Consider the following 19,609-nt stretch of genomic DNA (forward strand, 5'->3'; position numbering starts at 1 on the left):
ATCCTTGGTGGAGGGACCCTCGGTGACCGCCCGATGGCCCGGCTCTGGGCAGCCGGACCCCGTGCGACCGCGTCCTCCCCGGTGGCTCCCCGAACCGCACCGGTCCGGGGTCGTGCTCGTGGCCGGCGTCCTGGAAGACGACTCCGCCACCACCGCCCCTTGCCGCAGCTACAGCGGCAGGGACGGAGCCTGAGCGTTCGTAGCCAACTGCTCGGTGTCGAATTCGCCGGCCTTCACCCCGTTGATGAATGCGTCCCATTCGGCGGGGGTGAACACCAGGACGGGGCCGTCCTGGTTCTTGCTGTCGCGCACGCCGACTTCGCCGCTCGGCAAGACGGCCACTTCAACGCAGGCGCAGTTGTTGGCGCTCCGGCTGCTCTTCTGCCAGGAAACGCCGGACAGCTCGAAGCAGGGTTGCGGCATGGACTATCTCCGATCTTCGTGTCTGTGGGGATGGGACAGATTCCGGCCCGGCGGCGCCGTGGTGCGCCCGGGCCGGGCGGAGTGCTCGGCGATGCAGCCCGGACAGGGGCGCTCAACTACACGGCCGAGCGGGTTCAACGGCATCGCCACCCAGGGCGCCCTTTCCCGAGGTGACCAGGGCAGTTGGTTCATCCGGGTGTCGCGGAGTCGCATGAACGGCGACCGAGCGCCGGAACGGCAAACCAGACACCCTTGCCCACCTGCGCGCTGTGATGCAGCCGGGCCGGGCGCACGCCGCAGTGCCCTTTGGTCAGGGCGGCGACGATGCTCAGGCCGAAACCGCCCTCGTCAAGGTGGGCGATATCGGGGTCGTCGGCCACCGCCGTGGGCAACAGGGCTTCGGCGAGCCGTTTGGCGACGATGTCCTCCCGGTCGCCGACGTCAGCGATCTCACAGACGATGGGGACTCCCGCGTACTGGACCAGCCGCAGCTCGCATAGCCCGTCGGTGTGCACGAACGCGTTGGTCGCCAGCTCACTAACCACGACGTCCGCCTCATCGAGCGCGGGGCCGTCCACGTGCTCGGCGACATGCGAACGCAGCAGACGCCGAGCCTGCTGTGGGCCGCCTTCGCGGCTCAACCGCCAGGCAGTGACCCGGATCAGGCAGTTCTCAGCGGGGATCTGCACTGGTTGTTCGGGTGTTGGTGGTGGCGTCTGGGTCGGGGCAAGGAGTACATCCATACAAGGTCTCCTGAGCAGGCGTCTTCCGGGAGAACGCCGCCCCGTCGTGGTGACCGTGAGCGACGAGAGGGTCTCTCATGGGATTGCTCCTGCGAGCGTGCCCTCTGCCGTTGAGAGAGCCAACGCCGTTGTGTCCCAGCCAGGCCGTCGCGGTTAGGCCAGATTGGCCTACGAGCAAGGTGAGCTGGAGATACGCTCTGCCCGATCCAACGGCGACGCGGACACCATCAAGACGACGCATACCCTGGCTGGCGGAGGGCCCCAATGGACCCGAGTGCGAACGGCGACCGCGTCTGCCCGGCATGCCGCTTCGCCAAGCTCAGCCGGTACAACCCGGACCCGCTCTGTGGCCCCTGCCTCATCTCGGCCCGGGAGTCGACCGGCGTCACCCCCACCTGGGTCTGGGACTCCCTGCCTCTGCGGCAGGCGCTCGCCCGGCTCGACATGGGGGCCGCGCTGGCGATCCTGCGGGGAGCGTCAGGGCTGAGCCAGCTCGACTTCGGCAACCTGCTCGGCTGGTCCCAATCCATGGTGACCAAAGTCGAACGACGCCAGCGGTACACCTTCCATGACGTACGGGAGATTCTCCGCGTCTGCGACGAACTCGGGATGCCTCGAACGGCATTGCTGCCGCTCATCCTGGGGCGGGAGGATGCCAGTCTGGAAAGCGACGATGAGGCCGGTTTTTGGGGAGTCGACGTGGACCTCGACCGTCGGGAGTTCGGTGCCGTGACCTCGGGATTAGTCGTGGCCGCGCTGCTGCCCCCTCCCGAGCGGGTCGATCGCGCGCACGTCCGCTATCTGCAGGCCGTCCTGTCGCGGCTGCGCAACCAGGACCGCACCATCGGCGGCGCCGGCCTGCTGCGCCAGGCCATGAAGACCTTCACCCGGGCACGGGCGATGCTGGACGAGTCCGATTACACCGATCAGGTCGGCAGGCAGCTGCTGGTCACGACCGCCGACCTTGGCATCGTCACTGCCTGGCTCGCCTACGACTCCGGCAACCAGCCCCTTGCCCGCACTTTGTACGGTCAGGCCGCGCTGCTGGCTGGCAGCTCTGGGGACACCGAGCTGATCGTGCACGTGTATGTGAACATGGCCCAGCAGGCGACCCATCTGGCCAGGATCACCGGCCGCCGGGGCACTGCACGTGAGGCGCTGCGGTTCGCCGACCGCGCGGCCGACGCCGCCCGGCACGCCCGTTCCGCCACCCTGCACGCGCTGATCGCGCTTCGCCAGGCACTCGCCCACGCCCAGCTCGACGACGAGGTCGCCTTCCGTGCCGCGATCTGCCGGGCCCGCAACGAACTCGACCGCGGCACCTTCGACACCGACCACCCCTGGAGCACCTTCGTCACCCAGTCCGAGATCACCGGCTACGAGGCCATGGGCAGGATCGCACTCGGCGACCCCGAGCGCGCCGCCCGCCTGTATCGGTCGGTTCTCGGGGACCCGGCCCGCTCGCCCCGTGACCGCGCTTACTATCGCGCCCGGCTCGCTGCGGCCACCTCCGCAGCCGGGGACCACCGGACCGCCGTCGAGGAGGGCATGCGGCTCCTTCCGGATCTGGGAGAACGGCTGACCTCCGTCCGGGTGCTCAACGAACTGCGGCCCGTCCGGCACGAGGCGGAGGGCTTCGACGAGGAGTTCTGCGAACGCTTCGACCAGGCCGCCCGTGCGCTGGCCCCCGTCTGATCTGAGAACCCGGAGGAACAGCATGACCGAACCTGTGATCTTCAAGCGGTTCGACGCCGCCGGCGCCCGCGAGCAGCGTGAGGTCGTGTCGCTGATTCACCGCGACGCCTACGGCGAGCGGATCGCCACCGGTGACGCATTCGCCAGTGACCAGGCCTTCATGACCCGCTTCGACGCCTACACCAGCCGGGACGGCTTCGACCTCGTCATGGCGTACGCGGGTGACGAGCCCCTTGGCCAGGCCTGGGGATGGCCTCTGCCTCCTGACACACACTGGTGGAACGGCCTGGAGACGGAACCCGAGCCGGGCTTCATCGTCGAGGACGGCACTCGTACCTTCGCCCTTTCAGAGATCATGGTGCGACGGGCGTGGACCGGCCAGGGCATCGCGCATGCCCTGCACAATGAGCTCCTGGCCGGCCGCGGCGAACGACGCGCCACGCTGCTGGTGCGCCCGGACAACAGCACGGCTTACGCCGCCTACGTCCGATGGGGTTGGCAGCCTGTCGCCTGTCTGCGCCCCGGCTGGCCCGACGCACCCCTGATGGACGTGCTGGTCCTTCCGCTGCCCCTGGCACAGTGACCTCGACGCGCCTACCGGAGTCACCATGGCTCGGGGTTTCCAGGACCAGCCTGCTGCCTTAGGAGTCGCTCCGCCCTTGATAGTCGATCAAGCACCTCCTGAAGCGAGAGTGGGTAGGAGAAGCGTCCCGAATTGCGGCGCCAACTTAGGAGACCGATTGCAGACCGCTGGCGCACCTGCTGCGAACTGCGGAAACGCGCACGACCGCGCGTAGTTGTGGGGAGACCATCCTGCATATGCCCCGCACTCGAGAGCCTTCGGTAAGAGCGGTGTCCAGTAGCGAGGTGACCCGGAGCGCCGCTGCCAGGTCTGATAACCGGAGCGGCGCAGCATCGCTGGTGGTCTTACGACACGCGACTCAATAAGCCGCACGGCTCCGGAAATGGGTACGGCAGATTGAATCATGCTGACAGTCGGCAAGTCGCTCTTACATATGAACACAACCTGAATCACTGGCCGAGCGGTGTGCCTCGGACTTCACTCGGTGTCAATTTCGGTGTCGCCTACCGTTGCAGGAGGGATTGAGGCACCCATTGCCTGGATGAAATGCCGCTCGAGGCGGGCCAGTTCCGCTGCGCGGAGGCTGATGAAAGCTTCTTCATCCCCGAGCCGAAATCGGTGGAGCACATCTCGTGTGATGCCGAGACTGCCTTCTTCCTCGGCCCGAGTCAGGCAGCGGAACATGTAGCTTTTGGTCGACAGTCCGGGGTTGGCGTCAAGAATCAGGCGGTTGGCAGGACTGGGGCCGTTTTGCAGGCCGGACGTGTTCCAAATCCGCTGGAAGGCAGCCGTGTCCAGTTTGCGGATAGCATCCACAGCCTCATACCTCTTACCATTGAGCGCGTAACGGTCGGGGAACTGGCGGAGCTCCCACAGCAGGTAGGCGCGGACCCGGGCGCTGCGCAGATCGAACCGGTCGGGGAAGGGACGGGGACGCTGCTCGGCGAAGTCAAACATGCCCTGGCCGCCCGCGAAGTCAGCGAGCGTCCTGGTGCGTATTGCGAAGTCGCGCATGTCCTGAATCGACTGACGGCTTGTGGTGGAGTTCACGCTGGCAAACTGTCCTGACCACGAGGTGATCCAAAACCAGCGAATCAGCACTTTGACCTGCTCCTCAGACGGTTCCGGGCACAGGTGAAAGAACAATGCCAGGAGCATCAGCTGATTGTTGTAAGGGATCAATCGGGCTAGCGGTACCCCGATCTCATCCTTAAGAAAGGCCACAGCACGTTCCAGAGCTTTATCGGTGTCGAATGTCGCCTGCGCAAGCCTGCCCTCGACTCTGCGTGCGAGCACATCCCAGCGTGCTCCTGTTACCTCCTCCTCGCCGGCCACAGCGAGCACGGAGCGGAATGCGGTTGTCTCGTTGATTTGTCCGAAGCCCTGCGCGGCAATGCCCTCCAGGATCGCTTCGATGCGGTTGGCGAGGCTCTCCTCACCTCGTTTGTAGGTTAGCGCTGAGACCATCTGATCTGGACTCATCGGCTGGCCCTTGCTGTTGACTCGGGAGAAGACCTCGACGGCCTGCGTCAGGCTCCCGCCAACAAGTGTCACGACCGAGAGCTTGTAGGACTTAATCCGCTGCGCGACCTCCTCCGCTTCTTCGACCATCGCGTCGTAGACCTCATCCTTATAGTCGCGGCTCAGCCTGCGGGCGTAGGAGAGGAAGTCGAGCGTTTTAAGAACCGACCGGACCGGCAGGTAGTTGGCTGGTGCTGGCCCCGCCTTGCGCCAATGGACGTAGCGGCTGGACCGATTCTCGCTCTGCCCCAGCACTCGATAGACGTGCCAGATCCACGCTGTTGGATCGTTCGGATTGTCCGACTTCTCGGTCCGATACAGGCAGGAATACAGCGTCGAGAGTCGCTGATGTCCGTCGAGGATGAAGGTGGTAGAGCGGCCGGGCGCGTTCGGAACTTGCAGCCCTCCGACCTCGCCGAGGCTCTCTAGCTCGATATCGGTCTGCCAAAGTAGCAGGCTCCCGATCGGATAGCCTCGCTCGATGCTGTCGAAAAGATCGAGCATCTGCTCGGGCCGCCAGACGAAGGGCCGTTGGAACTTCGGCACCCGAAGCTGTCCTTTGTGTACCTCGTCGAGGTATGTCTCCAGAAGGTTGACGTCCGGCCGCACTCTGAGCTCATTTGACGTCCCGAACTCCTCGGGACCACTCAGCCCGTTCTCATCCACTTCGGCCATCTCGTCTTCCTAAATAATGTCTCGAATGAGCGCAAGCAGCGCTCGCAGCTCATCGCACGTCCCGGGCCCCAGCGAGTCGAAATCTGCCGCTGCGATTTTGCCCGTAGCCGCCTCTTGCTGAAGAAGTTCGCTGAGGCCGTCACCGAAGCCGCTAGAGAGTTCCCTTCGGACTTTTGCGGGGTACATCTTCTCGCGCGCTGCCTCTATTTGTCGCGGCCAATTATTGGACTTCTCTCTAGAAAATCCATGCTTGATGTCGACGAATGCGCGCTGTTCGGGAGTAAGTCCTTTCAGGCAGGTAATTCTTGCAGACAGCTTTGACTGCTTGCGCTTTGGCCACGGAATTGCGGCGAGGGCGCGATTGGGGATGTAGTTCTCCATCTCGCGATATTTTAGAACGTGGCCCTTTATGCCCAGCTTCTGCAGATCCGACAGAACTTTTTCGTACTTCGACACCTGATCAGCCGTTCCTCGGTCACTGTCCAGCAGGAACGTGACCCGTGCGACTTTGCGGAAGGTTCCAAGCTCGGCAAGGACCACTTTGTGAATCTCTCCACTACCGCCGCTTTGAACGAACTCAAACCAGCCTTCCGTATGGGCGCGCAAGATGTCGGCTGCTGCGAAAACATGTGCGATGGCGACTATGAAGGCACCATCTGCAGTCCGGTTCTCCACTACTACCCTGGCCGGCCTGCTCAAGTCGGCGACATGGTCAGCAAGGCTCTCCGATAACACCTTGAGGGGTGCACTGAACACTGGTGCCGGGCGACTCTGCGCCACCAGGCTCTTCCGTGCGAGATCGGAATAGACTATGGCTTTGGTCGGAGCATGCTCTAGGAAGTACGCCACGACATCATCGATATCGTCAGGATTCACGAACCATTGGTGCCGATCTTCGACGAACAGTCGCATCAGTGTGATGATTAACTCGAAACCATCCGCCTTGAATACATCGCGGTGCAAATCAACTCGCATCGTGCTCCCGCGAAAACTGAGCTTTCATCAGCTTCTTCGTTTCCTCGAAATCCTCGGAGAAGATGCCCTCCGGCCAGTAGTCGAGGTTACCGGCCTCGTCGATCTCGATCCGCCTAACCTGTGCGGCCGCGCCGTCATTCTCTACGAAATAGACGGCAATGTGCTCCGGCGAGATTACTCCTTCCGCGATCCGCCGTCGCAGTCGTAGCAGCATCGTCTCGCTGTGTGATTCAATCAGATAGCGAGTTCGGCGGTCGGCCTGAATGCCAGAGATGAACAACTCGGCAATCAGTGCGTGTGCCGCGGGATGTAGGTGCAGTTCGGGCTCTTCGATAATGAAAAGTTCGGAGCGCCAGGGGAGGGGGCTAGAACTGGATTGCGCAAGTTGGACGAGGAGGGGAAGAACATGCGCGACACCAGTGCCGGAGTCCAAAAGGTTCACAGTGAGGCCTGGGCTGGCTTCTGAGCGAAGGCTGATTGCATATAGTGACCCGTTCTGCTCCACTTCGAGATGCCAACCGCCCAGGCCGTCGCCCAGGAGCTCATTGACGCTGTCGATAAGAAGGCCGCCGCCTCGAACATGGTCATTGACTAGCATCCCTATGGCATTTTCGCCGGACGCACCTACCTGGGTAGCCATTCGCGACGGAAGTCTATTGAGCCTTGTGGGACGCTGGCGATATGGTCCAAGATAGACCGGCCGCCTGAATGCGCGATTTATATCAAATCCCAGTCCTCGCTCTGATTCACTTCGACGTATTCGTGGGATGATGCCGGAAAAGCGGACTTGCTCTGATGTTGGAAGCTCATTGTCCCAGGTGACGGAATAGGTGCGTTCGACAGCTTCCGGGATCCACTCCAAGCGCAAGCGGCTACCTTCGCTCGATATTTCCAGATCACTGACGAACTGAATATGTTGTTCTGCGATGTTCTGAATAGTTGCGCTAAGATACGTTTGTCGGTTACCCAGTGTGGCAGCGAATTCGAGTCGGAGCGGACGGTGAACTGATCGCTCATGAACGAGGTCCAAGAACTCAGGGGGATCGTCGCCGAGCTGGTCCAGATCCAGAGGGAGCTCGGAGTCAGTGTGGATACCCGTCGACAGCAGTAGTGGTAGCCGGGTGAGGGCGCTCTTGCCGGAGTTGTTCTTGCCGAGGATGACGGTGATGGGGCGTAGTTCGATCTCCTGCCGCTCCTTGAAGCAGCGGTAGTTCTCGACTGCCATACGCAGCAGGGCCATGCGATCATCTTAAGGCTTCTAACGCAAGAAACTGAGGCGGCGCAGCGAAATCAAGCGCAGCTGATGCTGAGGATGGTTTGGAGGGTGTCTTCGTGGACTTCCCATCGGATGCGGAACTTGCGGAAGTGGCGCAGTAGCGATGGCCTGCTGGACGACTCAGCGTCGTCCGGACGTTTAGGGGAATGCTCCTGGCCTGGTCAGAGCTCTACCGCCGTCACCTGTTAGTTCGAAGCGCTCCGGCTTCGCTGATGGGTTGATGTGCCTCAAGTTCCGTGGAGTCGGCCTGGTAACCGCACTCGGCCAGAAGCCTCGGTCGATCCAGATTGTGTGGAGGCCCGCGCCTCATCCACCGGCTTTGTTGGCGCGAGGTTATCGCCGATCACCCAAGAACCCCGCATCCAGGTCGATGCGGGGTGCCCATTCACTCCGGACGTGCCCGGACGGCCCCGCCCCTCCACAACCGGGCGCCCGAGCAGCTTGTCGATGCTGCGGCGCTCGCGTTTGGTGGGACGTCCCGCGCCACGAGCCCGAACGGCCACCGTCACGGCTTCCTCGTGCGGAGGAGGCGGAGGGCTCTTGTCGACGTAGCACTCGGCGGCCACGGGGGCGCCGACGCGCTTGGTGATGATGCGGGAGACGACCACAATGCGCTCGCGCCCCTCGTGCCGCGGACGGACCTCGTCACCGACCCGGACAACGTGCGCGGGCTTGACCCGCACCCCGTTACCCGGACGTGACCGCCCCGGCAGGCGTCGGACGCGATCGAACGAGTCCTGGTCAGCCGTACTGACCAGATCCAGATGTCCACCCGCGCACTCACCTGCTCACTCGACACTCCGACACTTTACTGAGAGCGGCGCGGCTGCCGGCATGCAAGCCCGCCTGGCCAAGGGCAAGCGGCGTGCCGATGACCTCAACAGGGACGGCAGGGATGATCTGATCATCGACGTGAATTTTCCTCAGACGGCTGAATTCCACTCCGTCGCCCAAGGTAACCACGCGGAGGTCGACGCTCTGCTGAGCGAGGAGGGATGCCATCGCCGCCCGGAACACCTCGGGCTGATCGTTCATCGTGAGGACCACGACGTCGATGGTGGTCCTGAGGCTGGTCATCGTGTCCTCTGGACGGGTGTGGCGCTCGACGCATCGGAGCGGTGCCACCTGCTGGGGGACCGGCGAGGGGTGTCGTCATTCCGTCACCTTGATCTGGCCCACCCCAACCGCGTCCAGCCGGGGTGCCGGCCCAAACCGCGCTGGAAACAGCGGCCTTCCGCTAACGTCGGGCGAGTGACCGCCGACGCTCGTTCACCGCAGTCCGTCAATCGCCTGCGTGCCGACCTGGTCACCACGCTCCAGGAGCGGGGTTCGATTCGCTCCCCTGATGTCGCCGCAGCTTTCGCGAAGGTCCCTCGAGAAAGGTTCGCGCCGGAGGCGCCGCTTGTCGCCGCCTACTCCGTCTGGGATGTCGTCGTCACCAGACGCGACCCTAACGGCAGGGCGACCAGTTCCATCAGCGCGCCCTGGCTGCAAGCCGAGATGCTGGAGGCCGCCCGGCTGACCCGCGGCGCGCGAGTCCTGGAGATCGGCTCCGGCGGCTACAACGCCGCGCTGATCGCCGAGATCGTCGGCCCAGACGGCTTCGTGGTCACTGTGGACATCGATCCCTGGGTCACCGAGCGGGCGGCCCGCTTCCTGGCCGACACCGGATATCCACAGGTCAAGGTCGTTCTTGGCGACGCCGAGCACGCTGCCAACGAGTACGGCCCGTTCGACGCCATCCTCGTGACCGCCGGCGCCTGGGACTGCCCCTGGGGGCGGCTCCTTGCCCCGGAGGGCCGGATGGTGGTTCCCCTACGCTTCGCCACCATCACCAGGTCCATCACCTTCGTCCGCGACGGCGACCGGCTCCAGGGCCTGGATCCCACGGTGTGCGGGTTCATCCCCATGCAAGGGGCCGGGGCGTACAAGGACCAAGAAGCCGTCCTCGCCGGTGGAGCCGTCAAGCTGACGATCGAAGACGGCCCCGAACTCGACATCGACGCTCTCGACCGGGCACTGGTCGAACCCCGCACCGGGCTGTGGACCGGCGTCGAGGTCGACAGAGGGGAGCCGTTCGACACCCTCAGCTTGTGGCTGGTTACCGTCGAGGGCAGGTTCGGCATGATCTGGCAGGACCCCGATCGTGACCGCGATCTCGTCCAGACCGCCCTGCGCTGGTACTGCCCGGCCCTAATCTCCCGCGACAGCTTTGCCTACCTCACCCTTCGCGACGCCCAGCCACGTGCGACCGCGGCGGTGCACTACGAGCTCGGGGTATACGGACACGGCCACCACGGCGCCGAGCTCGCTCGCCGGCTCCATGACCAGATCAAGGTCTGGGATCACGCCTGGCGCCACCATCCCGGGCCGGCCTTCAGCCTCCACCCCGCCGATGCCACAGGGCCGAATCCAACTGTCGGCCGGATCTTCCGCAAGCGGCCCACACAACTGGTCATGGCCTGGGCCTGAGCCTTGCAGCCTGCACTATCAGCAGGGGTTGTACGTCAGTGCCGAGACGCCAGGGAGGAGGAGCTGCCTGTTGCAGCAGGTCCCGTCTCTTACGTAAGCCAGGGCGAATGCTGCCGCGAGGTGCTTGCCGTTCTGAACCGGCAGCGCTCCGCGCCGTTTCCAGAGGTGATGACCGTTCAGATGACCAATGACAAGCCAGTGGGCAGCCGATTGAGAGCGGCTGACGGCAGGGCAGCGAAACCCCAGGTCGGGGATGTAGAACCCCAGCCACTCGGCGGCCCGACTGACTGACAGACATCACCTATCAGAGGACCGACGGGGGCCGGCGCGGTGATTCTCTTTCTATTATTGGATTCATGGGCGCCGCAATATATATTCTTCGATTTCCTGCATTGCCTAGAGGTCAATCAAAGCTCTCCCTCAATCTGGCCGACCTCTTGCCTCTGGCTTGCTTAATTTCTTGACCCCCCTCCAGAGTGTCAACTTCCTTGCCAATCGGATCCCCTATCTGGCCAGCCTATCATTTATCAAATAGCGTAAAGAAACGCCGAATGTCGTTGAGTTGGACGCCGTTCTGAGATTGGATTGAACCGATCAAAGGCGGTAGGGGTGCGAAAGGCGCGCTCCTGACAGAAGAGATCGGAGATGGAAGATGTCCAACGGGGTGGCTCCTGGAAAGTGTGTTCCCGCCAACGTTCCCGGGGAGACGCTTACGCCGGAAGATATGGCAAGGGTGACGCCGGAAGATTGGGCGGAAATCCGACGGCTGGCACGCGGCTATTGCCGAACGGTCGACGCGACGCGATCCCGTAAGCGCATGGATGGAAGCGCCACCATAGTTAAGCAGGGACATGCGCCGTACGGCACCGATGACGTGTCGGATGACGTCACACAGGATGCCGTTCTTCTCTTCGCTCAGCGGATCCGAGACATAATCGCTTCCTGCCACATGGCTCCTGAAGGCACGGCAGAGTCCCCCGCGTGGGTCTACGTCCGGCGCGATGGTGGAGAGATGACAATCACGCGGACCACCCTGCAGAGGTGGGCGGTTCGCGATGCCGCCGCGCGGAACGGATACCGCATCGATGTTCCTCCGAGCGATGTCGACGCCACGCCCGGTGCTCAGCTCATGCGTGGATTGCCACACGCCGAGAACGTCTCACGGGCGGCCGTAGCTTTCTGCACTGCGCAGAACAGCGCCGTCATCTTCCGTCAGGCGTTCGGAGACGGTCAGGACTTCCCAACCATCACGGATGTGATGGAGGTAGCAGGTCAGGCCGATGATCTGGGCCGTGCGGGGGTCCTGAACAAGGTAGCTCAGAAGCGCTACGGGGGCGCGTACGGCTCTCGCCGGAACGTGATCCGGGTGCGGGATGCCGCACGCGCGGAGTGGCGCGAACTGTCGGGGCGTCTTGACGACGTCAGGAGCGCGATGGTGCACGGCGGAACCAACGGCGTAGAGGACTGACGCAACCCGTTGAGAGGGCCTCAGAGAGCGTTCTGAGGCCCTTTTTCATGCCCTCAGGATGCGCCGCACCCCGTTTCAGAGCCACAAAGTAGCCGGGCAAGTGTGGACGCTTGGGCTGTTGTACGTCCCGTATTCAAGTGAGAGCGAAATCCGCCGGTGCGCGTCTGCCGCGTCCGGTGCGATGTTCGCTCTTACGGTGCTGTTCTGCGGCTTGGTTACTGAGCCGTAGGACGGCAACAGACCGGAGTTCCTGACCGTTCGCATAGTGCGCGGTGACGTTGGTAAAACGTCGCCGGGCGCGGACGGTCGGGCCGTTCCGGTCACCGTATTTAAGTGAGAATTAAATCCGCCGGTGCGCGTCTGAAGCATCTGGCGCGATGTTCGTTCTCACATGTTGTTCTGTGGCTCACGTAGCCGTGCCACAGGACGGCAAGGAGGCCGGAACGGTCGGCCGTCGGTGCGGCGTGCGCGGCAATGCTGCGGAAATGTTGCCGCGTGCGGACGGTCGGGCCGTTCCGGCCACCGTATTTAAGTGAGCGCAATTCGCGCCGCGAGAGCGCCGGACACGCCATACGTGAAAGCGCGTCCTGATTCCCGCATCCGCCGGACCGTACGGAAGGCCGCCGGACAGGCACAGTGGAAAGGGAGGCAATTGTATGGAGGTGAATTCTGCCGGCCCGCCGGGCTGGTTCGTGGGAGACCTGACGGTCTGCGGCGGGGGCCGCGTGATGCGCGTGGCTGCGTTGGGCGAGGTTCGACTGGACACCGCGACTCTGGTGCCCGCAGCCGATCCCGGCGGCGTTCGTGAGTACGTGGTGACGGTGGCGCTCACGCCGATGCCCAAGGCTGCCGAGGTGATCACCTGTCTGGGCTGCCTGGCCAAGACCCATCTGTGGATCGACGCCACGCACACCAACCGGACTTCCGGGGTGCGTGTGCGGTTGATCCGGTGCTCACGCTGCTTCGCCGATGCCCTGGATTTCCGGGACTGCGAGATCCACGCGGTCAGCGCGGCCGCACGACCGCATCACCTGGCCCGCCGTCGCCGGTACTGACGGCCGCCATTCCACCTTTCTGAACCTTTGGAGTCGCCATGGCGATGACTCATGCCCTGACCCTGCCACCCGGATGGATCATCAGCTCCCGGCTGGTGCCCGCATGGCAGATCGACACCGATCACCTGTTGGAAGTGGAGGCCGCCGGGCGGACCGATGAAGGCCGGATCCGCTGGCGATACCGGCTGTCTCGGCGCCGCCGCACGATCTTCGCCGGGTCCGACATCTGCTCGGGTGTCGGCGCGGTTCTGACGCCCGGTGAGCTGATCAGCGCGGCGCGGACGGTCCTGCACTACCTGACACTGCGACCGGGCGAGGTCGACGCCGACTATTTCGACTCCTACATCAGGGCTCAGGTGGAGTGGCGCGACCGGTACGCCGAGGATCTGTCGATCTACGCGATGGACGAGTGGTGCGGCTACTGCGGCGGCGACCACGCCTCGCCCGGCTGCCCGTCCCGCTGCGGGGGATGAGCGTGGCGCGTTGGTACGGGCTCTGGCACGGCGGCAACGGGTACGGCCCGCCCGAGCCCGATGATCTGGAGGAGTTCGCCAACCTGGCCGAGGCCCGCGCGAAGCTAGCTGATCGGCACCGGTACGGCTACTGGCAGCGCTCGCACTTCGCCTTCACCCGTCGCGAGGCCGCCAACGTGCTCACCCCGTGCGTGGGGGACGACTGCGAAATCACGCTGTACGGCTCCGCCGACGGGCTCGACTACCCCGATCGGCGGATCTTCCTTGGACCGCGCGACGGTGTCCGCATCGAACGCTGCTGACTCCGCCCTTCTTCATTCCATCGCCCTCGGCTAACCGCGCCGGGGGCTCTTCATGTTCAGGAGAACACCTATGACCTCTCGTCTGGATCACACCGTTCGGCTGAACCGTCCTGCGGACTTCATCGCGATCGTGCCCTACATGCTGGGGTTCCATCCGGAGCGCAGCATCGTCGCGATGGCGTTCGAACCCGCCGCTGACCCTGACAGCACGGGGCGGGGGTTGCGGTTCAGCGTGCGTGTCGACCTGCCGGACGACTCGGAGGACACACCGGACCTGGCCCGGCGCTTCGCCGAGTTGCTCACCCGAAACGGCACCGAGCGGGCGATGCTGATCGGGTATGGGCCCGGGTGGCACGTCACCCCCGTCATCGACGCGGTACGCGGCGCACTGTCGGATGCAGGGATCGACACGATCGACGCGCTACGGGTCGAGGACGGACGGTACTGGTCGTACACGTGCCCCGATCCCGACTGCTGCTCACCCAACGGTGTCCCGTACGACGCCGGGAGCAACCTGGCCGCCGCGGCGGCGGTGTTCGCCGGATACGTCGCCCGGCCCGACCGCGCGGCACTCGAAGCCATGCTCGCCCCGGACGGCGGACAGGACCGGGAACAGGTGCAAGCCGCCACACGGGACGCCTGCGCCCAGGCACACAGCCTGCTCACTGATGAAGAAGATCGCGACTGGTATCACGAGGGCCTCACTCAGGTCGCCGTCGCACTGGACCGCACCCAGGCCGGACAGGACCTGTCCGCCGACGAGGTCGCCTGGCTCGGCGTACGGCTCAGTGCGATCTTCGTACGTGACGCGGCCATGACCTTGATCGGCCGATACGACGACGACACGCACATCAGGCTGTGGACCCAACTCACTCGCAGGGTGGAACCGGACTTCGCCGCCCCTCCCGCCGCCCTGCTGGCGTTCCTCGCACTGCGCACCGGTGACGGGCCCTTGGCGCGCGTCGCCGTGGAACGGGCGCTGTCGGTCGATCCCCGCTACAGCCTTGCGGGCCTGATCCGCACTGCCCTGGACTGCGGTCTGCCGCCGGAGGCAGCCGCCGGGATGGACTGTGCGGGCATGGCCGACGAGATCGCGGATAAGGCCGCGCAGTGCCCGGACCTTGCGCGACCGGTGCTACCGGTGGGGTGGTGAACGGGATGGGCCACGCCTCCACCCGATCAGTGGCGCTGGTCGGCCTGCATCCACAGCTTGTGGACATCGAAGCCGACGCCGTTCCCGGCGACGCGGAGTTGTATCTGGTCGGCTTGCCGGAGACGTCGGTCTGGCCTGCCCGTGCGCGGATCCGTGCCGCGATCCTCAACAGCGGAACGCCGTGGCCGGACACGAGAATCACGGTGAGCGTGTCACCGATGATCCCGCCGGTCTACGACGCGGCGGCCGATCTCGCGCTGGCCGTGGCGCTGCTGGCTGCCGCAGGTGTCATCCCGCCCGAACGGATCGCCGGGCGGATGTTCCTCGGCGAACTGGCCCTGGACGGCGGGATCCGCCCTATCAGAGGCGTCCTGCCAATGGTGGCTGCCGCTGTCCGGGCCGGAATCAGCAGAGTCGTCGTCCCCGCCGAATGCGCGCGAGAGGCGGCGCAGGTGCCCGGCGCCGTGGTGATGCCCGTCACCCGGCTGGCCGACGTCGCCGACCAGCTCCGCCACGGGATATTCCGCGACCACCACGACCGCGAGCCGGAGTCTGCGCCGTCGTCGTCATTCGCCGTCGACCTGGCCGACGTGCCCGGCAATCAGGCTGCCCGCCGCGCGCTGGAGGTCTGCGCGGCGGGCGGGCACCACCTGTTCCTGTCCGGCGACGGCCCGGCCACGATGCTCGCCGAACGCCTGCCGGGCATCCTGCCGCCGCTGACCGACGAGGCCGCCCGCCAGGTCGCCGAGATCTACTCGCTGGCAGGACGCCCTGACAGGGCGCCGAGGATCACGCCGCCGCTGTCCGCGCCGCACCATTCGGAGACTCCTGCAGTGATCTTCGGCAGCGTGGCGGCCAATCGCCCCGGCGCGGTCTCACTCGCCCACCACGGTGTACTGCATCTGGCCGACGCGCCGGAGTTCACCCGCCCGGTCCTGGACGGCCTGTGCCGGCCAATGGACAGCGGACAGGTCCACCTCGAAGGGCAGGGCCGGAGCATCCGCTACCCGGCGCGGTTCACCCTGGTTCTCGACGCCCGTCCCTGCCCATGCCCTGAAGGGCGGGAAGAGTGTGCCTGCACACCGGAGGCCCGACGCCGTTACCGGGCACGCCTCGCCCTGCTCCTGCCGCGTGTCGCCGTACGCGCGCCTATTGAGCAGAGCAATCGCGGGACGCGGGCGGGTGAGCCGAGCGCGGCGGTGGCCGCGCGGGTGCTCGCAGCGAGGGTACGGGCGGCTCACCGCCTGGCCGACACACCGTGGCGGACCAACGCCGAGGTACCCGCGCCAGACCTGCGAACGCGCTTTCCCGTCGCACCGGAGGCCGCCGAACTGCTCCGATCGGCGGTCAACACCGGGCTCGTAACGGCCGACGGGCTTGCCCGGCTGCTGCGCGTGGCATGGACGCTGGCCGACCTGCGCGGCGCCGACCGCCCGCAGTTCGACGATGCGGTGGGCGCCCTTGAGCTGTGGAAGGGGGCAGACGGCGATGGAACCCGGTGACCGCGTCCTGGTCCGCCCCTTCTTCCACATCCCGGTACGGCCATGGTGGACGGAGTCCTACCAATCGCCCTTCTACTACCCGGCCACGGTGACCAAGGTCAACGAGCAGCGCGGACGCGCCCACGTGGAACTGGATGAGTCGCTTTATCCCACACCGTGGCAGGACCGCATCCAGCTCTTCCACATCAGCGACATCCACAGATACGGCTGCCGCTGCCAGGAGTGCGCCAAGCCCGGCCGGGACATTTACCGATTCCGCGCCGACCAAGAACGCATGCGCAACGAAGAGCAGCCATAAAGCCGCTTGCCGATCGGCGGGCACTGTCCCGATTCGGGAAATCCGCTAAACCTCTTACGCCTGCACCGAATCAGGTTGCAGCGCGTCAGGGCCTTGGGGACGGACGTTCGGGCCGCAACGGCCCCCGTATTTATACGCCAGCAATGAGCGTCTATTCGGTCGAAGTGATGACGCTTGATTGGCTCAGTCTGCGCTCTGGGCGGGCCTGCTTTGAACCCGTCAATCAATAATGCGAAAGGAGTCCGTGAGTGAACGAATGGGAGATCGAGGAACTGGTGATCGAGGTCGCCGAGCATCTGGACGGCTTCAGCCCTCTGGTGCGGCCCGGTCATCCGGCCTACCTGACGGGACCGGCCGCCGCCCGGCTCGTCGTGCATCCGATCTGGAATCAGCGGGGGCGGATCAGGGTGCTCGGTGTCTACCCCGGCGGCAGCAGAGGAACGCTTCCCGGCCTGCGGCGGCATGAGATTACGGTGACGGCGGCGCGAGGGGCGAAGTTCGTCGCGAAGAGGATCGAGCGCCGCCTACTGCCCGACTACCGGCGAGACCTGCTGGCCTGCCGCGAGCGGCTGGCAAAGAGGGCGGCTGAGAACGGCACGCGGGCCGAGATCGCCGAAACCCTGGTCGAGTTGCTGCCGGAAGCCTCGCTCACCGAGAACGAGCGAGAGACCGTCGTCCGGTGGCGGCTGGACGGCGCTTCCGGCTCGTTCACCGTGTACGGCGACACCACGAGCGCGATTGAGATTCGCGCGGCCGATCGTGAACTGACCGAACGCATCGCCTACGCCGTACAGCACCGCTCCACGTGACCTCGCCCGAGCTTCGGCGCTCACGCTGGAGAGGCGGGCAAATCAGGAAAGTCGACTTACCAAAAGTATCGACAGTATTGAGGGCACCGGCTACAGCCGGTGCCTTTCTCATTTCCATCGAGGGGGAGAAGGAACATGTCCAAGGAGTCTCTGGAGTGGTTGAACGCCAACACCTTGATCGGCTTCACCGAGAAGCGTGGTACGGCCTGGCACTACCGCGCGAGCATGCAGGCCGAGGAGCCGAACCACTACCTCGGCCCGATCCCTGTGGACGACGTCAAACGTCGGCTGTTCGGCTGGGAGGCGCTGAGCAGCCCGGTCTACGTGGAAGACCCGCGCGGCGGGCTGGCCCAGGTGCCCGGACGACAGGCCATCGTGCGCAGCGACAACGGCCATGTCATGGGCATCTTCTCCGACGGGTACGAGCCACATCCCTACGTCGAGTGGCTGATCAACATCGTCTCCCGGCTTCTGGACGCCGATCTGTCGATCGGATCCGCCGGACTGCTCAAGGGGGGAGCGGTCGCCTGGGTGTCGGTCGAGGTGCCCGAGAACGTCGTCACGCCCGAAGGCGTCGAGTTCCGGCCCCACCTGTTCGGGGCGACGTCCTTTGACGGCTCGCTGGCCACGACGTTCAAGCGAGCGGTGACCAACATCGTCTGTGACAACACGATGGCCGCCGGCCTTGCCGAGCGCGGGCAGCAGGTGAAGATCAAGCACTCTCGGCATTCGAAGTTCCGGCTCGCCGAGGCCCGCGAGGCGCTGCACATCGTGTATGCACTGGCCGACGAATTCTCAACGGCGGTACGCGAACTGTGCCGCGTTGAGATCACCGAGCGGCAGTGGCAGGCATTCCTGGACGCCCACGCACCGATGCCGCGAGAGCGAGGCCGCAGCCGCACCATGGCGGAAAGTAAGCGAGACGCCCTGGCCAAGCTCTGGAACCACGACCTCCGAGTGGCTCCGTGGCGTGGTACGGCCTGGGGCGTGGTCCAGGCGGTGAGCACTTTCACGCACCACGAGCAGAACGTACGCGGCGCCGAGCGAGCTGAGCGAAACATGCTCCGCGCGGTGACGGGCGGCATCGACGATCTCGACCGCGGCACCCTCTGCACGCTGGCCGCCGTGCTGGATCAGCCGCTCGCCATAGCTGTCTGACATCACACTCACACGGCTCCCCGTCCCGCAAGGGGCGAGGAGCCGTAGTCAACGGAAGGAGGTTGCGTGTTCCCCAAGCGCTCCCGCATGCAAGGGCTGCCAGCACCCAGCAAAGATCGTCGGAGCGTCGGCCAAAGCGGGCGCCGCAATCCACACTCGCGTGAGAAACGGCTTCGGGAGACGGAGCAGCGAGCACTTCGCGCCCGCAGGGCACGTGGTGTGAGCCGTTTCGCAAATCTGCCATCACGGCGGACCAGATTGGCGCGCGCGTCTTCGACGCGCTGGGTGCCACCAGCCGTCTGAGGTGCCACCGCAACGATAGAGCTTCTCCGGGATCTGCCCCTCGTGCGACCGTTTCTGAAACCCTGGTGGACTGTCAACGCCGCGAGCGAGGGGGCCAGAGGCGACATGAACGAGGCGACCGCGCATCTGCTGTTCGACGTGGTGGAGCGTCTGGAGAGAAACATCGTGGCTCGTGAGTGCCCGGCGATCATCGCGCTCGAGGGCGCGCGGAAGCTGACTCTGAGCGATTACGACTACCTGCGCGACAGCTCGACTGCGGCGGCGTTCGAGGCCAGGGCAGCTGAGAAGGCGGCTGAGATCGACGCGGCTCGATGGGTGCTGGCGGTTCCGCAAGTGTGGGTGTTCAAGCCACCGAGCACGATCGCAGTGCGAGCCGTCTCCAATCACCCTCTGCGGGAAGGTGAGCAAGAAGCCATCACGTGGATGAGCTTCGACCGGGGTGACGGCGTCGACTACGGGCGAGTCGCCTACGCGCGTCGCCCCAGCGGAGAGCCCGTCTTCGAGGAGCCAGAGATTTTCGAGGTCGGGATCCGGCCGAGGAGCGAGATGCCGGGCTTCGTGCTGTTGCAACGATGCCTGGGAGAGGAGTGAGGGCCGGCTCGTGAAGAACCGGCCCTCCGACCAACTTCAACTCTGTGATCAAAGGCAGATTGAGATCGGTCATCGCGATCCTACGGCCTACCGCTTGCCATCGCTGGGATTGACTCGATGCCCACAGGCAATGA

Annotated in this window: 19 protein-coding genes and 1 pseudogene; 13 read left to right on the top strand and 7 right to left on the bottom strand. The window is 65.0% G+C overall.

What is annotated here, in order from left to right; genetic code table 11:
* Window positions 1–168 precede the first annotated feature (168 nt).
* Together MPTA5024_RS18090 and MPTA5024_RS18095 are read right to left on the bottom strand one after the other, a co-directional pair.
* Window positions 169–423 carry a DUF397 domain-containing protein gene (locus MPTA5024_RS18090; protein WP_036325217.1) on the bottom strand — a complete coding sequence of 85 codons (255 nt, stop codon included), beginning with the start codon at window positions 421–423 and terminating at the stop codon, window positions 169–171.
* 188 nt (window positions 424–611) lie between these two features.
* Window positions 612–1,166: an ATP-binding protein gene (locus MPTA5024_RS18095; protein ID WP_157099531.1), complete on the bottom strand. Its 555-nt coding sequence runs from the start codon at window positions 1,164–1,166 to the stop codon at window positions 612–614.
* A 264-nt stretch (window positions 1,167–1,430) separates the two neighbouring features.
* On the opposite strand from MPTA5024_RS18095, the gene MPTA5024_RS18100 reads away from it, so the two are divergent.
* The gene (locus tag MPTA5024_RS18100) at window positions 1,431–2,861 is read left to right on the top strand and encodes a helix-turn-helix domain-containing protein (RefSeq protein WP_036325219.1); all 1,431 of its coding nucleotides are present in this window, start codon (window positions 1,431–1,433) and stop codon (window positions 2,859–2,861) included.
* Window positions 2,862–2,883: 22 nt separating this feature from the next.
* Window positions 2,884–3,444 (top strand): GNAT family N-acetyltransferase, encoded by a 561-nt coding sequence (locus MPTA5024_RS18105; RefSeq protein WP_036325220.1) that lies wholly within the window; start codon window positions 2,884–2,886, stop codon window positions 3,442–3,444.
* Between the two features lie 477 nt (window positions 3,445–3,921).
* On the opposite strand, the gene MPTA5024_RS18110 is transcribed toward MPTA5024_RS18105, so the two are convergent.
* From MPTA5024_RS18110 to MPTA5024_RS42320, 5 genes and pseudogenes are all read right to left on the bottom strand, one after another.
* A complete protein-coding gene (locus tag MPTA5024_RS18110) occupies window positions 3,922–5,640 on the bottom strand; it encodes a DUF262 domain-containing protein (protein ID WP_051458309.1) in 1,719 nt (572 codons plus the stop codon).
* A 9-nt stretch (window positions 5,641–5,649) separates the two neighbouring features.
* Window positions 5,650–6,615, bottom strand: coding sequence for a hypothetical protein (locus MPTA5024_RS40990; protein WP_157099532.1), 966 nt, complete (start codon window positions 6,613–6,615; stop codon window positions 5,650–5,652).
* A complete protein-coding gene (locus MPTA5024_RS39030; protein ID WP_036325221.1) occupies window positions 6,605–7,855 on the bottom strand; it encodes a DUF3696 domain-containing protein in 1,251 nt (416 codons plus the stop codon). The genes MPTA5024_RS40990 and MPTA5024_RS39030 overlap by 11 nt, the downstream gene beginning before the upstream one ends.
* Window positions 7,856–8,328: 473 nt before the next feature.
* A pseudogene (locus tag MPTA5024_RS43590) lies at window positions 8,329–8,690 on the bottom strand (RNA-binding S4 domain-containing protein); the annotation flags it as partial.
* Complete coding sequence (locus MPTA5024_RS42320; protein ID WP_036325222.1) at window positions 8,672–8,968, bottom strand: hypothetical protein; 297 nt, start codon at window positions 8,966–8,968, stop codon at window positions 8,672–8,674. The pseudogene MPTA5024_RS43590 and the gene MPTA5024_RS42320, both read right to left, overlap by 19 nt.
* A 174-nt stretch (window positions 8,969–9,142) precedes the next feature.
* Here MPTA5024_RS42320 and fxlM point away from each other — a divergent pair, with 174 nt between their 5' ends.
* From fxlM to MPTA5024_RS18175, 11 genes are all read left to right on the top strand, one after another.
* On the top strand, window positions 9,143–10,363 hold the full coding sequence (gene fxlM, locus MPTA5024_RS18125; RefSeq protein ID WP_036325223.1) for a methyltransferase, FxLD system: 1,221 nt from the start codon (window positions 9,143–9,145) through the stop codon (window positions 10,361–10,363).
* 724 nt (window positions 10,364–11,087) lie between these two features.
* Window positions 11,088–11,831: a hypothetical protein gene (locus tag MPTA5024_RS18130; protein ID WP_198167218.1), complete on the top strand. Its 744-nt coding sequence runs from the start codon at window positions 11,088–11,090 to the stop codon at window positions 11,829–11,831.
* Between the two features lie 656 nt (window positions 11,832–12,487).
* Complete coding sequence (locus MPTA5024_RS18135; protein WP_036325225.1) at window positions 12,488–12,886, top strand: hypothetical protein; 399 nt, start codon at window positions 12,488–12,490, stop codon at window positions 12,884–12,886.
* A 38-nt stretch (window positions 12,887–12,924) separates the two neighbouring features.
* A complete protein-coding gene (locus MPTA5024_RS18140; RefSeq protein WP_036325226.1) occupies window positions 12,925–13,359 on the top strand; it encodes a hypothetical protein in 435 nt (144 codons plus the stop codon).
* Window positions 13,356–13,661, top strand: coding sequence for a hypothetical protein (locus tag MPTA5024_RS18145; RefSeq protein WP_157099533.1), 306 nt, complete (start codon window positions 13,356–13,358; stop codon window positions 13,659–13,661). The genes MPTA5024_RS18140 and MPTA5024_RS18145 overlap by 4 nt, the downstream gene beginning before the upstream one ends.
* Before the next feature lie 70 nt (window positions 13,662–13,731).
* Window positions 13,732–14,814, top strand: a complete 1,083-nt coding sequence (locus MPTA5024_RS18150; RefSeq protein WP_051458311.1) for a DUF4192 domain-containing protein — start codon at window positions 13,732–13,734, stop codon at window positions 14,812–14,814.
* 5 nt (window positions 14,815–14,819) lie between these two features.
* Window positions 14,820–16,316: a YifB family Mg chelatase-like AAA ATPase gene (locus MPTA5024_RS18155; RefSeq protein WP_036325228.1), complete on the top strand. Its 1,497-nt coding sequence runs from the start codon at window positions 14,820–14,822 to the stop codon at window positions 16,314–16,316.
* A complete protein-coding gene (locus MPTA5024_RS18160; RefSeq protein ID WP_036325229.1) occupies window positions 16,303–16,614 on the top strand; it encodes a hypothetical protein in 312 nt (103 codons plus the stop codon). Before MPTA5024_RS18155 ends, MPTA5024_RS18160 begins: the two co-directional genes overlap by 14 nt.
* 248 nt (window positions 16,615–16,862) lie before the next feature.
* On the top strand, window positions 16,863–17,423 hold the full coding sequence (locus tag MPTA5024_RS18165; RefSeq protein WP_036325230.1) for a hypothetical protein: 561 nt from the start codon (window positions 16,863–16,865) through the stop codon (window positions 17,421–17,423).
* Window positions 17,424–17,558: 135 nt separating this feature from the next.
* Window positions 17,559–18,581 (top strand): DUF932 domain-containing protein, encoded by a 1,023-nt coding sequence (locus MPTA5024_RS18170; protein ID WP_036325231.1) that lies wholly within the window; start codon window positions 17,559–17,561, stop codon window positions 18,579–18,581.
* Window positions 18,582–18,989: 408 nt separating this feature from the next.
* Window positions 18,990–19,475, top strand: a complete 486-nt coding sequence (locus tag MPTA5024_RS18175; RefSeq protein WP_036325232.1) for a hypothetical protein — start codon at window positions 18,990–18,992, stop codon at window positions 19,473–19,475.
* Window positions 19,476–19,609: the final 134 nt, after the last annotated feature.

This window comes from Microbispora sp. ATCC PTA-5024 (assembly GCF_000511135.2).
GTDB lineage: Bacteria > Actinomycetota > Actinomycetes > Streptosporangiales > Streptosporangiaceae > Microbispora > Microbispora corallina.

Coding starts and splice junctions, on each gene's coding strand:
- MPTA5024_RS18140 (WP_036325226.1), top strand. CDS start 12,925: ATGGCGATGACTCATGCCCTGACCCTGCCACCCGGATGGATCATCAGC.
- MPTA5024_RS18145 (WP_157099533.1), top strand. CDS start 13,356: ATGAGCGTGGCGCGTTGGTACGGGCTCTGGCACGGCGGCAACGGGTAC.
- MPTA5024_RS18100 (WP_036325219.1), top strand. CDS start 1,431: ATGGACCCGAGTGCGAACGGCGACCGCGTCTGCCCGGCATGCCGCTTC.
- MPTA5024_RS39030 (WP_036325221.1), bottom strand. CDS start 7,855: ATGGCCCTGCTGCGTATGGCAGTCGAGAACTACCGCTGCTTCAAGGAG.
- MPTA5024_RS18105 (WP_036325220.1), top strand. CDS start 2,884: ATGACCGAACCTGTGATCTTCAAGCGGTTCGACGCCGCCGGCGCCCGC.
- MPTA5024_RS18130 (WP_198167218.1), top strand. CDS start 11,088: ATGGCAAGGGTGACGCCGGAAGATTGGGCGGAAATCCGACGGCTGGCA.
- MPTA5024_RS18110 (WP_051458309.1), bottom strand. CDS start 5,640: ATGGCCGAAGTGGATGAGAACGGGCTGAGTGGTCCCGAGGAGTTCGGG.
- MPTA5024_RS18150 (WP_051458311.1), top strand. CDS start 13,732: ATGACCTCTCGTCTGGATCACACCGTTCGGCTGAACCGTCCTGCGGAC.
- MPTA5024_RS18155 (WP_036325228.1), top strand. CDS start 14,820: ATGGGCCACGCCTCCACCCGATCAGTGGCGCTGGTCGGCCTGCATCCA.
- MPTA5024_RS18170 (WP_036325231.1), top strand. CDS start 17,559: ATGTCCAAGGAGTCTCTGGAGTGGTTGAACGCCAACACCTTGATCGGC.
- MPTA5024_RS18160 (WP_036325229.1), top strand. CDS start 16,303: ATGGAACCCGGTGACCGCGTCCTGGTCCGCCCCTTCTTCCACATCCCG.
- MPTA5024_RS18135 (WP_036325225.1), top strand. CDS start 12,488: ATGGAGGTGAATTCTGCCGGCCCGCCGGGCTGGTTCGTGGGAGACCTG.
- MPTA5024_RS40990 (WP_157099532.1), bottom strand. CDS start 6,615: ATGCGAGTTGATTTGCACCGCGATGTATTCAAGGCGGATGGTTTCGAG.
- MPTA5024_RS18175 (WP_036325232.1), top strand. CDS start 18,990: ATGAACGAGGCGACCGCGCATCTGCTGTTCGACGTGGTGGAGCGTCTG.
- MPTA5024_RS42320 (WP_036325222.1), bottom strand. CDS start 8,968: ATGACCAGCCTCAGGACCACCATCGACGTCGTGGTCCTCACGATGAAC.
- MPTA5024_RS18095 (WP_157099531.1), bottom strand. CDS start 1,166: ATGGATGTACTCCTTGCCCCGACCCAGACGCCACCACCAACACCCGAA.
- MPTA5024_RS18090 (WP_036325217.1), bottom strand. CDS start 423: ATGCCGCAACCCTGCTTCGAGCTGTCCGGCGTTTCCTGGCAGAAGAGC.